We start from the raw sequence: 14,793 nt of genomic DNA, 5'->3' as shown, positions 1-14,793 counted from the left end.
AAATTGTCTTATATTTAGTTAGCAAGTATATTAAGTAACTAATAATTATGTAACTATAAAAATATGGACAATGTATATGTAAATTAGTAAACAAAACCACCTGTCAGAAAGGTGGTTTTGTTTATCTAGCAATTTGTGGGCAGTAAAATTCTTATCTCAAAATTCGGATGAAGCTAAGAAATTAAGTGGGAATTTCACTGCTCGTAGCCTCCTACTAATTATAGTTTCACTTTATATAGTTTAGAGCTTTGTAAATCTTTACTTGTTAAACCTGTAATAATATTTTGTTTTCTCAATACATAAGCCGAATTTTAAATTATTACCCAATAATATACTACCTCTCATACTATTTATTAGTTGATAATAGCAAAAAAACAAGCTTTGAATATAATAATGAAAAAGGAGATGTTAAATAATGGGTTATATTGTAGATATTTCGAAATGGAATGGCGACATTAACTGGGATATCGCAGCACCACAATTAGATTTCGTAATTGCACGTGTGCAAGATGGTTCAAACTATGTAGATCCTTTATATAAAAATTATGTACAAGCAATGAAAGCAAGGAATATTCCGTTTGGTAATTATGCGTTCTGTCGTTTCGTTTCAGTAGAGGATGCACGGATAGAAGCAAGAGACTTTTGGAACCGTGGTGATAAAAATGCAACAGTTTGGGTAGCTGACGTAGAAGTAAGAACAATGAACGATATGAGAGCGGGTACACAAGCTTTTATTGATGAATTACGCAGATTAGGAGCTAAGAAGGCTGGTTTATATATTGCTCATCATATGTATGCTCCATTTGGAATGGCAAATGTCAATTCTGATTTTGTATGGATTCCTCGTTATGGTGGTAACAAACCGGCATATCCATGTGATATTTGGCAATACACAGAAACAGGCAATGTGGCTGGTATCGGCAAATGTGATTTAAATAAGCTGATTGGAAATAAGCCGTTAGCTTGGTTTACAAATCAAATTGTTGAGCCGATAAAAAAACAAGAAGGGGTTGGAATTATAGTGAATAAAGATAACAAAGTAGTTACTTATGAATTTGGTGTAAATTTAATTCCTGACATGATTCAAATGATGGATAAGCTTGGATATACTTCTAAAATAATATCTCGTGGAGATAATCAAGGGCTTGTGTATTTCGAAACAGATTATCGTCAAGGGAACGAACTGGACAAAGCAACTGCTTGGTTAGATACGAAAGGAATTAAATATTTTTATACAAAAGAGTAGTTTGCTAAATAAAAAGCCGTCATGTGACGGTTTTTTATTTTTATGTAATCTTTTAACTCTACTTATAATATGGAGAAAATAGACTAATAAACAAGCCTTTGTATACTTTCAAACATAGAATATGATGAATTCTATTAAGGAGGAAGCAGATTCATGGGGAATACTTGTCATTGTGGGCATTCCCGAAATTGTAATACATTTTGGGATAATTTAATGTTTGGGAGATGTAGATGTAAACGCAATGATTTTCACGAATGTTGTTGCAAAGAGAAACCGAAATGTGAGTGTGAAAAATGTCATTGTAAAACAAAACCGAAATGCCATTGTATTCATGAAGAGGAAGGGTATTAATAATAAAAAAGAGTACGATACGTACTCTTTTTTTGGGTGATTATATTCCATCTTGAACAGATTTCTTTACAATTACCCATGTGTCTTTCTTTTTAACCGTTATAGCTACATTAGTTCCATTAGATTCCTTATAAAAGATATATCCATTGTTTGAGTTTACATATGTTACTGGTTCGCCTATGCAATCTCGCGAGCAGGATTTGTTGACCAGTTCAATTAGGGATAGTTCACTTGGATCGGTTTTGCTTGCTTCTATAACAGCATCAAGGCTTGTTTTTCGATAACCTTGCAAGTTTATATGAAAAAGCTGCTCTATTTCTCCTGTAATGCTAGTGTTCATTACTTCTACTGAATTCTTTTTTTCTTGAAGAAAGCCGTTTTCATAAAGTAATTTTGTATAGCCAATCCATGCTATTAACACTAGCATGAAAAACATACCCGTCATTTTAAGTATTCGAAGTCGTTTGCTTATAATTGTTTCTGAGTATTTCATTCACTCTAATCCTCCAATGTTTTTAATTTAAAATATGCTTGGATACATACTTTTAGAAGAGGATGAAAGTTAATGAGTTTTCAATAAAAAAGAAAACATCCAGAGTTAGATGCTTTCTTTTTTTGTATTTTTGGCTATCTGTTCGTTACTTGTTTCATAAGTGGTCTTATTTCTTTAACTGGTGGTTTCTTATCATAGGCATCAACGTAAGAAAAGTAGTAGTTTAAGTTTCTTAGAAGACCTTTTCCTATTTTTGCACTTAAGAAAGGAAATACTTGTCCGGTATAATCATCGAGAGATTTACAGTAATATTTTTCATCTAAATATATACTGTATTTACATGTTAGCTCTACTAAAGGATTCCCTTCATCATCAAATACTTCTTTAGAATCAATAATATCTATTAGTGCAAATTTTTCATTTAAGTAAACTTTCTTTTTTTTCTCGTGTTTATTTGTAAGTATAAAAACGAGACCAATCGCGTTAATCAAACTATTTCCTCCTATAAAAAACGGATATTAATAAAATATATCGATATAAGCTAAATGTAAAGAGGAGAGGTGAAATATCATGGAGAGAAAACTAAATAAGCCGATTTATGTTTGGAAACCGACTTATTTTTATCAAGTATTACTTAGTAGTAATACCTACTCTGATTAAAGTTTCACTTTATTGAAATATTTGCGGGAATTGTTTTACGATTGCGTTTGTTATCATGTCGGCCATTTCTAATGCTTCTTTTTCAATTTTATCGTAAAGTTTTACTCCTGCTTCATAATCTTTATTTAGGAAGGAAAGTGCTTCTGCTTTTGTTAGTGCTAAATGTTCATAAAACCTTTTTCTAAATTCTTCTTTATCTATATATGGGTTGATACTGTTAAGAAATGCAATAATTTCATCACCATTAGCGTACCATTTTTTCTCTATAGCGGCCGCTGCATTTTGATTACCAGCTTTTGCGGCTTTAACAAGATCCGCTGCAATTACTAAGTGATCTTTAATTAATGCACTATATTTTTTCACTGCATCCTCACCGTAAAATGGTTCAAGTGATAGTCCCATATGTGTTGCGTTTTGTAGAAGTCGTCCAACAGTAACGTTAACATCTGGTAAATTAAAGACTATACTTATAATAGCCAATCTCGTCCAAGCGACGTGTTGTTCCCATAAAGAACGCATATACCCTTTTAAAAAATTCTCATTTTTACTAATTCGGTAGTTCCGTACGGATAAATCATAGTTTACATAAGGGTTATGGTAGGGGGAGTAATACGATTGCCAATAAGAATACATAAATAGTAACACTCCTTTGAACATGTATAACTCAAAGTATGATGAAGATTTATTTTTAGTTACGTGTCCTAGATTATTTTTAGGGAATTTGAAATGGAGAAATTCAATGAATGATGTTGTGGTATATATAAATAAATTGAATATAAAGTAAAAGAGGGTCTGCAAGGGAAGTTGCAGACCCTCAAAAGGGTATTGCCGAGATGTCGGACTCGACTACGTAATGTTATCATAAAATTCTTTTGAAAAAACCTGGTAAATGTGTCCAAATGAAATTAGGACCTTCATACAGTCAAAGGGACCTGCTTCCCGCGGCAGGCCCCAATAACTAGATAATGTTGATGAGCAAAAAACTCATCTGGAGTACTTTTATAGTAACAAGTAAAATGCCTTTTGTGTATTGAGAAAGAAGAATTGCATAATTATATGTGAACAATTTAACTCCCAACAATTCATGATAATCATGAATTGTTGGGAGTTAAATATGGTTATAAAATGGAGAAAAGACTTGGAAGTGAGATCGAGGTACACAGAAGTATGTAATCATGAAAAAGACCTGCTAATATAAGCAGGTCAACTTAAGGGGTTTATCCAACAGATTATTATATATGGTAACAACTGAATTGTAGTAAGTCTATACATTTAATAGTGAGAAAAATTCTGTGAATGATATATTTTTTGCGCTTATATTAACGTCTAAAAAGTTGAGAAAGAAAATTAAAAAGCTTTTTATAAGAGAATAATGGCTGATACTTATAGTATGATTCATATTTCCACGCATCATTATTAGAGAATTGGAGTTTTTGTGTTTTCGTTTTCGCTGTGATGGAACTCATATTACGATGCTTCATATAGTAACCTCCTGAATTTATATGTATACGATTAGTAGTATTCAAGAAAGGGAAATAAAATGAACATTTAAATTGAAACTCTTTCTTCTTGTGTACTGGATTTACGTTATAAATGTTGTAAAACATATAAAACACGGATGCTAATTCATATTAAATATAGAATAATGAAAAAACAATAAGCGTTTATCCATCCCTTTCAAGTCGCATAAGTGATTGATATAATAGAAGTAGATGAAAGATAAAGAAAAGCAGGTGACTCTTTTTTGTTTACTAAAGCACAAGAACTTTTAGCGTCCTACTTTGGTTATTCTTCGTTTCGAAGAGGACAAGATGAAACAATTAAAAACGTATTAGATGGGAAAGATACAGTTTGTATTATGCCAACGGGTGGCGGTAAGTCAATTTGTTATCAAATTCCGGCATTAGTATTTGAAGGCACGACGTTGGTTATATCTCCTTTAATATCACTTATGAAGGATCAAGTAGATACATTGGTACAGAATGGCATTTCAGCTACATATATTAATAGTTCTATTTCTATTGCTGAAGCAAATCAGCGAATTCAATTAGCGAAACAAGGACATTACAAATTACTTTATGTCGCGCCTGAGCGTCTTGATTCGATGGAGTTTGTTGACCAACTTATCGATATGAAAATCCCTATGATTGCGATTGATGAAGCACACTGTATTTCACAGTGGGGACATGATTTCCGTCCAAGTTATTTACATATACATCGCATATTAGATTATCTTCCAGAAAAGCCGCTCGTATTAGCATTAACAGCAACAGCAACACCGCAAGTACGTGATGATATTTGTAATACACTTGAAATTAATAAAGAAAATACAATTATGACAACGTTTGAGCGTGAGAACTTATCGTTTTCTGTTATTAAAGGGCAAGATCGAAATGCATATTTGGCGGATTATATTCGTCAAAATCAAAAGGAATCTGGGATTATATATGCAGCTACTAGAAAAGTAGTCGATCAGTTATATGAAGATTTAATGAAGGCAGGAGTTTCTGTATCAAAATATCACGCTGGTATGAGTGATATTGATCGAAATGAGCAACAAGAACTCTTTTTACGAGATGAAGTAAGTGTAATGGTAGCAACATCTGCATTCGGGATGGGTATTGATAAATCGAATATTCGTTACGTAATTCATTATCAGCTTCCAAAAAATATGGAAAGTTACTATCAAGAAGCAGGACGTGCTGGTCGTGACGGATTAGATAGTACATGTATATTGTTATATTCTTCTCAAGATGTACAAGTACAGCGTTTTTTAATTGATCAATCAACTGGAGAATCACGTTTTTCAAATGAACTTGAAAAATTGCAAAATATGACCGATTACTGTCATACAGAACAATGTTTACAATCATTCATTTTGCAATACTTTGGAGAAGAACCGAAAGAAGATTGTGGACGCTGTGGTAATTGTACAGACAATCGCGAGAGCATCGATGTGACAAGGGAATCACAAATGGTTTTATCATGCATGATTAGAACGAACCAACGCTTTGGAAAGCAAATGATAGCGCAAGTATTAACTGGGTCGAAGAATAAGAAAGTTATTGAATTTAATTTTCATACTTTACCAACGTATGGGCTTTTATCGAACCGTAGTGTAAAAGAGGTCAGTGAGTTTATTGAGTTTTTAATTTCAGACGAGTTAATTGCAGTTGAGCATGGCACTTATCCGACGTTAAAAGTAACTGAAAAAGGGAAAGAAGTATTACTTGGTAAAGAGAATGTTTTACGAAAAGAACGAGTAGAGACAAGACAAATTGTTCAAGACCATCCTTTATTTGAAGTGCTTCGTGAAGTACGTAAAGAAATTGCACAAGGAGAAGGTGTACCTCCGTTCGTTATTTTCTCTGACCAAACATTAAAAGATATGTGTGTGAAAATGCCGCAAAGTGATTCCGAATTGTTGACGGTAAAAGGTATCGGAGAACACAAACTTGTGAAATATGGCTCGCACTTCTTACAAGCAGTTCAGCATTTTATTGAGGAAAATCCAAATTATGCTGAAACGATTAAGACAGAAGTAGTTTCAGAGCGTAAAAAGTCAGGAAAAGCGTCCGCAAATTCTCATTTAGAAACGTATGAAATGTATAAACAAGGTATTGATTTGAATGAGATTGCAAAAGAACGTAACTTATCAAGACAAACAATCGAAAACCATTTAATTCGCTGTTATGAGGATGGAATGGAAGTAGATTGGCAAAGCTTTGTTCCAGCAGAGTATGAATCTCTTATTGAAACTGCCGTTCAAAATGCAGATGGTGGTCTGAAATCTATTAAAGAACAGCTTCCGAATGAAGTGAGTTACTTTATGATTCGTGCTTATTTACAAATAAGAAAGTAGAGGCATATAAAGGGGATAAGAATTTATGTATCATGTTTTCGTTTATGGCACGTTAAGAAGAGGACAAACGAATGCTCATTATATGCTAGGTGCAACATGCATCGCAGACAGAGCTTGGACATATGGCAAATTATTTGATACGAACGAAGGATATCCGGCCATGACTTATTCGATTGAAGAACAGGTGTATGGAGAAGTTTATGTAGTAAATGATGAGATATTGTGTAAGTTAGATGAACTAGAAGAATATACAGGTAATGCGGAGACTGATTTATATGATCGAATCACGCAAACAGTATATGTTGCTGATAGGGAAATTGAGGCATATGTGTATATCGCTCAAGATAAAAAGATGTTAAAGAAAGTGATAGACTCTGGTGACTGGCTTATGTATCAAAAAATATAATAAGGTAGTTTTAAAAATTGGAAAGCAGATAATGACGAATTCATTATCTGCTTTTTATTGTGTGAATAATTGTCGTTCTCTTTTTATTCTTATAGTTCTTAGTACGATTCCAATTCCGAGAAATAAAACAGTAGCAGCGACCCCGCTAATAGGATTTAACCAAAAATCACTACTGTTTGTAAGGGTAATAATCCCTGTTATGGTAACTAAAACAGTAGGAACAGCATCCTCGATCGCATGCATGATAACGCATGGCCAGACGGATTTTGTAAGTCTATATATTTCAACATACATAATTGACCAACAAACCATAAGGATACAGCCAGATAAAAGCATATTTAATCTTGAGATAGATTCAAAATATTCATTTGGCAAAAAGACTATATAATATGCAGCATGCCAAAGTGCCCAAATGAAACCAGAAATAATATAAATGTACCAATCGTTTAGATTTAGTTCAATCAACTTTGGAGTTAAATAACCGCGCCAAGAAAACTCTTCAAAAATGTTTTTAATAAAGTTACCAATAGAAGACATGACTATGAGTAACAATAACGTGGATATATCAAAACTAGAAATATGAGCTACTCCAAAAATGAGCGATATGCTTATCGTTATTACTGTAACGAATGGATAAATAAGTAGTGCAGTGAAATACCATATAAAGTTTCCTTTCAAATTTGGTTTGATGCCAAAATCATTCCAATCTCGGCTAATAACTCTAAGTAAAATGCTTACGAGGAAAGGTAATATTAGCCATAACCCCATACCTAAAGTATTTCCTTCAGGTTGATTTGTTAGAAGAGAATCTAGAAATACCCCAATCCATCCACTGGCCAAAACAGTTAATACAAAAATAAGTAAATATAACTTTAGTGATTTCTTTTTCGCGATATTCATTTGAAGAGCCTCCTTTACTTTTGTTTATCCTACTATTTATGGGCAGTAAAACGCCCATTGATTAAATTCTTTAATTTTTACAATGTTTTTTAATAGATAAATTAAATAGGAGACAAATAGAAAGTAGTATCTTTTGCATGCATCATTATACTATATGTGTATTTGTGTGATTTAGATGTTGCATATTCTTTTTAAATTAGAAAGATGAAAAGTAAGTTTTTTCGGAAAATTTAAATGGAAACTATTGACTTTATGATTGGATTTTTAATACAATGATACTTCGACTGAAAAATTAGAACGGACAGGAGGGAATCGTCGAAATGAGCAACATATTTGAAGATGAGTTACAAAAAATGAAGGCTACTTTACATACGATGGATGAGCAATTGGATAAGCTTGAAAAAATCCCAGTTTATTATGGAGAAGATTTTAAAGAGCAAATTCTTGAAAGTATGAGGGAGTCTAATAGACAAAACTTACGTATTGGTGTGCAAGAGCCGTACTTTGGAAGGTTAGATTTTCAGGAAGATGGAAAAGAAGAAGTTATGCCGATTTATATCGGAAAAGTAGGGGTTTCGGATATGGACACGATGAAGCCAATCATTATCGATTGGCGGGCACCTGTCGCAAGTATGTTTTATTCATTTACCGGTGGAGACGAATTAGCATTTTATCAATCACCAGATGGGTTAGTAGAAGGTGATGTGTATTTAAAACGAAACATTTCCATTCGAAAAAGAGAACTTGAACGTGTTGTTGATACATATGTAAAAGGAAATGAAGATGTATCGCATGCCGATGATTTTCTTCTATATCGATTAGGTGAGAATAAAGATAATAAGCTAAAGGATATTGTTTCAACGATTCAATCGGAACAAAATGATATTATTCGAGCGGAAAGAAATTTACCATTACTTATTCAAGGGGTTGCAGGGAGTGGAAAGACAACAATTGCTTTACATCGCCTTGCTTTTTTAATTTATGAATATCGTGAACAACTAGAAGCAGAAAGAATGATCGTATTTGCGCCGAATAGTCTGTTTTTAGACTATATTTCGAGTGTACTTCCTGAATTAGGTGTAGGGAATATTAATCAAACAACGTTTCCGGATTGGGCATTACGTACGTTAGATGATTCAGTGAAACTAAAGCAGACAGAAGAAAAATTGAAAGAAGCATTTTCAATTAATCGTGATGAAAAGAAGGTAATGCTAGGTAAATTAAAGGGTACGTTGGAATTTAAGACGTTTATTGAAGAGAGAATGATCCAATTTGAAAATGAGTTAGTTCCGACAAAAGATTTTGAGGCGTGGGATAGAGCGATTATTCCAGTAGAAGATATTAAAAAATGGATGCAAGTTGAATATAAACATTATCCTTTACAGAAAAGAAGAGAACGATTAGTAGGACGAATGAAGCGCTGGATTGAAATTGAGCTTAAAAAATTCGGGGAAACAAACGAGAAAAAATTACTTAAAAAAGAAGCGACTAAGAGACTGAACGCATATATGAAGTTTTGGCCGAAAATGAGTGCTCTTTCACTGTATAGTTCAATAGTAAAAAGTAAAGAAATACTTGAGGTATTACCTGAAGAACTTGTTAAAGAAACAGAAAAGAGTTGTCGTAAAAAAGAAGTGTATGTAGAAGATTTACCAGCTTTAATATACATACATCATCGTATAACAGGGATTGAAATCGGGCAGAAGTTTCATCACGTTGTTATTGATGAAGCGCAAGATTTTTCGCCTTTCCAAGTTTATGTATTAAAAGAAATTACATTAGGTAATTCTTTCACTATATTAGGTGATTTATCGCAAGCGATTTATGATTACCAAGGAATTGAAGATTGGAATGCTTTTAAGGAAGTATTCCAAGAAACCGGTTATTATGAATTGACAAGAAGTTATCGTTCTACAAAAGAAATTATTGAATTTGCAAATGAAATAATTAAAAATGCAGAAATCCCAGTAGGACTCGCAACACCAGTCTTCCGCAGTGGAGAAGATGTGAAAGTAATTCATGCAGAAAATCAATTTACTGAAATTATGAAGACGGTAAAACATTTGCAAAATGCAGATGTGAAAACAATTGCGGTAATCGGAAGAACAGAAGATGAATGCCGTGATATATATGTGAAATTAACAAATGCAGGATTAACGGTCAACGTAATTGAAGCAAACCAAAGTAAATATGAAGGTGGTATATCAGTAGTACCTGTCTATTTAGCGAAAGGTTTAGAATTTGATGCGGTGCTTTTAATTGATGTGGATGAAGAACATTACAAAAACACAAAACATGATGCAAAATTACTATATGTCGGATGTACGAGATCACTTCATGACTTATGGATTTTCCATAGTGGGGAAGCGTCACCTTTAATTAAAGGATTAAAATAAAGTGGAACTATAATCAGTGGGGAGTTTTACTGCAAGCTAATGTGGGATAAATATAAAAAGAGGATTTCTATTACTGTCTACTTAACAGGGAGATGACTATGAAGATCCTCTTTTTATATTGAAATTAATGTTCAATTTTAAACGAATAAAGCCATTAATATTAAATTTTGATAGCTATCATCCAATTTTACACCCTTTGCTTTTCTACCCTCTTCAAAGAAGCCTAGATTCTTATATAACTGGATTGCACCTAGATTATCTTCCATTACCTCAAGACAAACTTTTTCAATCTTACTGTTATTTTTAGCCCAATTGATTAACGTTTCTAGAAGAGCTCTTCCAATACCATAATTTCGATATTCAGGTAGTATGGTCATCGCAAAAGCCCCTTGATGACTAATTTTTTCTTTGTTTCCGTTCTTAAAATCTATTGCACCGACTAACTTACCATCAACTTCAGCAATAAACTGTACATAATTTGGATTTTCATGATAAGCTTTTAACGTTTTTTGAATAGCATCGATACGTACCTTTTTTACATCCTCAACCGTACTTAGCATGTATGGAGCGTTTATTAAAGCTTTTGAAGCAGAATCTAGTATTCTTTCTGCATCCTGTTCTTTAGCTTCTCTAATTATTACTGTTTTTCCATCCTTAGATTTATAAGTAAAAACATTAGTTGATAAGATACTACACACACCCTTTCGGAATATAATTAATTAAAATTTTCAACTGTTTCGCGATTCTTAAGTAAGAAAAAGTCGTATCACCTTTTTCTGCAATCGTTCTGCTTCAACTTAATAACGATTATTTCAAATATTTCTAATTTTTACAAGGATTCATTCCATTATATAGTCCGATTGTTGAATAACATGACTGGCGTTTTTTAAACAATTTTATTATGTTTTAAACAATTTTATTATCTCTGTACAAGATGAATTAACGACTTGAGCTGTTGTGTAAATAATATACAATGACCATTTCTAATTCCTTAGTTTGTTCTTTTTCCCATATACGAACAGCATCTACTGGAATTTGTGTATGTTTTAACCAATCTAGAATTAAGTGTAGTTGTTCTTGTATTTGACCAATGTTTTGCTCCTTTATGTTCTTATTCTGAATTCTATTAATTAATTGAAGCATATAGGGAAGTTTTTCTATACATTCGCTTAAATCTCCGCAATAACCTGAAGGGAATTCATGAGTACCAAAATCTAAAGTATTGATGTAATTAGAAACTAGGTATATCATAGCTTCTTGTTCGGTATCACCACCTAATTCAATCGCTTTTCGAAGGAATTTTTCTAAATCGTCTTCTTTATTGCTAGAGTCCATATAAATTCCTATCCATCTAAAAGGTCTTGAATCAATCGGGTTGTTTTCTGTCCATCTATATAGAATGTCAATTAGAAAACTATTTAGTGAGAAAGTTAAGACCTCATCTTTTTCGTTTAATGCATCTAAAATAGTAAACAACGAAATGGCAAACTCTTCTTGATCTTTTGATTCCCATTTCTTTGCATTTGAAATAAATGTCTCTAAATGTTTATAAGCTAATTTTCGAAGTCCCGCTTCGCGATGCTGACAGTAACAAATAAAATCATGCCAATGTTCATTTGTATTCATATGTATAATAATAGTTTGTAATGCAGTGAGAGGTTTATCCATTATAAGTCCCCAATCTATTAAGAACGTGTTGAAAATTTAGTGTTATTATATCATTACATAAATTAAAAAGGGAGAGTTACTATGATTACAAAAGTAATTACGAAAAGTAATTGGGAAATAGCAAAAATAATTGGAAAAATTAATGAAGATTCCCTTATAGAAGAGGGATTTATTCATTGTTCATTAGTAGATCAAGCTTTAAGAGTTGCAGAAAAATATTTCAAGCATGAAGAAGATGTTTTATTACTTACAATTGATCCAGCCCTATTAAAAGCAGAAGTAAAATATGAACTTGCTTCAAACGGTCAAGAATATCCGCATGTTTACGGAGTAATTAATGTTGAGGCGATTGTAGAGGTTGTTCCATTTTCTAAAGAAAAAGGGGAATTTATATTACTTAAATCAGTTCGACTTTAGTAATAGGCGATGGAGTTCGCTATAATCGCTATATATAGCTAATGAATCCTATTGATAAACGAGATTTTTTGTTTATCAGTAGGATTTTTAATTTTATTCGAACAGACTTAAAAAGAGCACATTTGAATTGTGCTCTTTAAGAGAAAAGTGAATTAGGGTTTTTACTTCTAGATAATGTATGAGTAATTCATCATAATGTGACGATGAATCACAAAAGAGCAGTTAGAGTGGGAAGAATTTAAGATGGATTTTATTGGTCATGGGATCCAATCGATTGGTAATGAAGCAGTTCTAACAGGACTCATTATAGACTTTGAAGATGAAACGTAAAAAAAAAATATTATGTTTATCTGAATATTGAGGGAATACAAGAGTTTTATTTATTTAATTTTTAGAAAACATAGACTATAACATTGATAAATGGTATAATTTCCTTGTTATTGGAATTAAAATGAAAATATTAGAAGAAAAAGGATTGGGTTGGTTTTAATGGGGGATTCTGATCACAAAGAAACAAAGGCAATATTAAAGTTATGGTTTATTTATATACCACTTGCATTTGGAGAGTTTGTCTTTTCGAATATCATAGGTTATTTAAAAAAATAAAGATTTTGCATTTGAAAAACAATTAACCTAATTTAATTGTTTTTTTATTTTTCTCTAATAAACCAAATAAAAATAAAGATTTTGAACAAGATGAAGTTTATGAAGGAAATAACGTTGATTAGGTGCTGAAAACGGGAATCATTCAAGCATGGTAATTCGCCATTTTTATAGCTTCCTATAGTGAGATGTTATGTTCACATCATATGTATACGATATTTGTAACTTAATATAGCATTACTGCAACTTCAAAATTAGTAGTTAAGGTTGCTATCTTTTAGAGTGTTATATATATAACTTAGCTAAAAAAGTACAAATCATATAATTTGCGCTTTTCATTATCCGTTTTTCGGTAAAAAATATAGTTTTTGTCACATTAATACTGTACGATACATAGTATAAAACACATACTGTATGACATATAGTAATGGAAATGAGGTGAGTGAATGGATACTTTATTAAACTCGTTAATTACTGAGTTAAGAAGAGGGACATTAACGTTAGCTGTTTTAAGTCAATTAAGAACGCCGCAGTACGGATATTCACTTGTCCAGTTATTGGAGCAATCAGGGATTACAATTGATCAAAGTACTTTATATCCGCTACTTCGCCGATTAGAAAAGCAGGAGTTAGTGACGAGTAGTTGGGATAAAACAGAGAGTAGACCTCGTAAGTATTATGTTTTAAGTGAATATGGATTAGAGATATTTTTACAATTGAAAAAGCAGTGGGTAAAGGATTCGAAAGAACTTTATAACTTATTAAAGGAGGAGGACGAAAATGAGTTTGATTGATATGTATGTCCATGAAGTTGCGAAGAGATTGCCTGAACAAAATCGTGAAGATATTACACTTGAACTACGGTCAACAATAGAGGATATGTTACCAGACGATTATAATGAGGAAGATGTGAAGAGCGTACTCGAAAAATTGGGAAGTCCAGTTTCATTGGCTAATGGGTACTTGGATAGACCAATGCATTTAATTGGACCACGTTATTTTGATGTATATACGACGCTATTAAAAATGATTATACCAATTGCAGCTGTTATTGCGCTCATTTCAATGGTTGCAGAAAATTTTATAGGCTATAATGGTGATCAAGCGGTATTAAATGTTATTTTACAATTGATAGGTAAAGGTATAGGGGAAATTTTTGAAGTGGGTCTCCATGTATTTTTCTGGTTGACACTTGTGTTTGTTATTTTAGAAAGAACAGATAAAGACAAAGGTATCGAGCCGTTGACGACAAGTTTAAAAAAATGGACACCAGATGATTTGAAAAACATCTCGTATATCCCAAAGAAAAAAGCAATCTCGAAGTTTGAAGTTTTTGGAGGTTTAATGTGGACGGCAGTTTGGACTACACTTTACTTTTATGCGAATCATCTTGTAGGCGTATATCATGGTACAGAAAACGGATTGAAGTTTGTCGCGCCAACGTTTAATCAAGATGTTTTGCTTCAATACTGGCCCCTAATTTTGGTTATGATCGTTTTCGAAGTAGCTATATCACTTTATAAGTTAGTACAGGGACAATGGACGAAAAGGTTGGCAATTGGAAATGCTATTCTTCAAGTAGTCGGAACAATCATATTCATTGTAATTGTAGTAAATCCACATTTATTAAACGAAGGATTCATTACGTATTTGGCAAATGCATTTACTATTTCCTCAGAGGAGTTTAAAACGTGGCTCATTGGGGGAGGAATTTTCTTCTACATGTTATCTGCTGCAATAAATATACTTGATGGTTTCCGAAAAGCTAGTATTCGTATGTAGATAAAAATC

15 protein-coding genes and 1 riboswitch are annotated in these 14,793 nt (G+C 32.5%); of the genes, 8 read left to right on the top strand and 7 right to left on the bottom strand.

Annotated elements, in window-relative coordinates:
* Positions 1 to 415: 415 nt before the first annotated feature.
* Together ACTFO4_RS15445 and ACTFO4_RS15440 are read left to right on the top strand one after the other, a co-directional pair.
* On the top strand, positions 416 to 1,246 hold the full coding sequence (locus ACTFO4_RS15445) for a GH25 family lysozyme (RefSeq protein WP_017673264.1): 831 nt from the start codon (positions 416 to 418) through the stop codon (positions 1,244 to 1,246).
* Positions 1,247 to 1,463: 217 nt separating this feature from the next.
* Positions 1,464 to 1,637 carry a hypothetical protein gene (locus tag ACTFO4_RS15440; protein ID WP_000503004.1) on the top strand — a complete coding sequence of 58 codons (174 nt, stop codon included), beginning with the start codon at positions 1,464 to 1,466 and terminating at the stop codon, positions 1,635 to 1,637.
* Here ACTFO4_RS15440 and ACTFO4_RS15435 read toward each other — a convergent pair whose 3' ends face one another.
* From ACTFO4_RS15435 to ACTFO4_RS15420, 4 genes are all read right to left on the bottom strand, one after another.
* Positions 1,638 to 2,090 carry a hypothetical protein gene (locus ACTFO4_RS15435; RefSeq protein WP_000877572.1) on the bottom strand — a complete coding sequence of 151 codons (453 nt, stop codon included), beginning with the start codon at positions 2,088 to 2,090 and terminating at the stop codon, positions 1,638 to 1,640. It abuts the gene before it with no gap.
* A 134-nt stretch (positions 2,091 to 2,224) separates the two neighbouring features.
* Complete coding sequence (locus ACTFO4_RS15430) at positions 2,225 to 2,581, bottom strand: hypothetical protein (protein WP_000606231.1); 357 nt, start codon at positions 2,579 to 2,581, stop codon at positions 2,225 to 2,227.
* A 178-nt stretch (positions 2,582 to 2,759) separates the two neighbouring features.
* A complete protein-coding gene (locus ACTFO4_RS15425) occupies positions 2,760 to 3,383 on the bottom strand; it encodes a hypothetical protein (RefSeq protein WP_017673266.1) in 624 nt (207 codons plus the stop codon).
* Positions 3,384 to 4,069: 686 nt separating this feature from the next.
* Positions 4,070 to 4,231: a hypothetical protein gene (locus ACTFO4_RS15420; RefSeq protein ID WP_000682743.1), complete on the bottom strand. Its 162-nt coding sequence runs from the start codon at positions 4,229 to 4,231 to the stop codon at positions 4,070 to 4,072.
* A 263-nt stretch (positions 4,232 to 4,494) separates the two neighbouring features.
* Here ACTFO4_RS15420 and recQ point away from each other — a divergent pair, with 263 nt between their 5' ends.
* Both recQ and ACTFO4_RS15410 read left to right on the top strand, forming a co-directional pair.
* A complete protein-coding gene (gene recQ, locus ACTFO4_RS15415; protein WP_017673267.1) occupies positions 4,495 to 6,612 on the top strand; it encodes a DNA helicase RecQ in 2,118 nt (705 codons plus the stop codon).
* Between the two features lie 25 nt (positions 6,613 to 6,637).
* Positions 6,638 to 7,018, top strand: a complete 381-nt coding sequence (locus tag ACTFO4_RS15410) for a gamma-glutamylcyclotransferase family protein (protein ID WP_000274908.1) — start codon at positions 6,638 to 6,640, stop codon at positions 7,016 to 7,018.
* A gap of 54 nt (positions 7,019 to 7,072) precedes the next feature.
* On the opposite strand, the gene ACTFO4_RS15405 is transcribed toward ACTFO4_RS15410, so the two are convergent.
* Positions 7,073 to 7,918: a CPBP family glutamic-type intramembrane protease gene (locus ACTFO4_RS15405; protein ID WP_017673268.1), complete on the bottom strand. Its 846-nt coding sequence runs from the start codon at positions 7,916 to 7,918 to the stop codon at positions 7,073 to 7,075.
* A 320-nt stretch (positions 7,919 to 8,238) separates the two neighbouring features.
* Here ACTFO4_RS15405 and ACTFO4_RS15400 point away from each other — a divergent pair, with 320 nt between their 5' ends.
* On the top strand, positions 8,239 to 10,314 hold the full coding sequence (locus ACTFO4_RS15400; RefSeq protein ID WP_017673269.1) for a HelD family protein: 2,076 nt from the start codon (positions 8,239 to 8,241) through the stop codon (positions 10,312 to 10,314).
* Between the two features lie 137 nt (positions 10,315 to 10,451).
* Here the strand turns inward: ACTFO4_RS15400 and ACTFO4_RS15395 are convergent, their stop codons facing one another.
* Positions 10,452 to 11,012, bottom strand: a complete 561-nt coding sequence (locus ACTFO4_RS15395) for a GNAT family N-acetyltransferase (protein ID WP_000337118.1) — start codon at positions 11,010 to 11,012, stop codon at positions 10,452 to 10,454.
* Positions 11,013 to 11,253: 241 nt separating this feature from the next.
* On the bottom strand, positions 11,254 to 11,982 hold the full coding sequence (locus ACTFO4_RS15390; protein ID WP_017673270.1) for a hypothetical protein: 729 nt from the start codon (positions 11,980 to 11,982) through the stop codon (positions 11,254 to 11,256).
* Positions 11,983 to 12,063: 81 nt separating this feature from the next.
* Between ACTFO4_RS15390 and ACTFO4_RS15385 the strand changes: the two genes are divergently transcribed.
* From ACTFO4_RS15385 to ACTFO4_RS15375, 3 genes are all read left to right on the top strand, one after another.
* Entirely contained in the window at positions 12,064 to 12,399 is a 336-nt protein-coding gene (locus ACTFO4_RS15385; RefSeq protein ID WP_000629080.1) for a DUF952 domain-containing protein, read from the top strand.
* A riboswitch (Fluoride riboswitch) is annotated at positions 12,396 to 12,457 on the top strand. It overlaps the preceding gene by 4 nt.
* Positions 12,458 to 13,448: 991 nt before the next feature.
* Positions 13,449 to 13,796 (top strand): PadR family transcriptional regulator, encoded by a 348-nt coding sequence (locus ACTFO4_RS15380; RefSeq protein ID WP_000380296.1) that lies wholly within the window; start codon positions 13,449 to 13,451, stop codon positions 13,794 to 13,796.
* A complete protein-coding gene (locus ACTFO4_RS15375) occupies positions 13,783 to 14,784 on the top strand; it encodes an HAAS signaling domain-containing protein (RefSeq protein WP_119683528.1) in 1,002 nt (333 codons plus the stop codon). Before ACTFO4_RS15380 ends, ACTFO4_RS15375 begins: the two co-directional genes overlap by 14 nt.
* The last annotated feature ends 9 nt before the right edge of the window (positions 14,785 to 14,793 follow it).

This window comes from Bacillus cereus group sp. MYBKT14-1 (assembly GCF_051915185.1).
Taxonomy (GTDB): domain Bacteria; phylum Bacillota; class Bacilli; order Bacillales; family Bacillaceae_G; genus Bacillus_A; species Bacillus_A cereus.
This window is presented reverse-complemented; position numbering and strand designations above follow the sequence as displayed.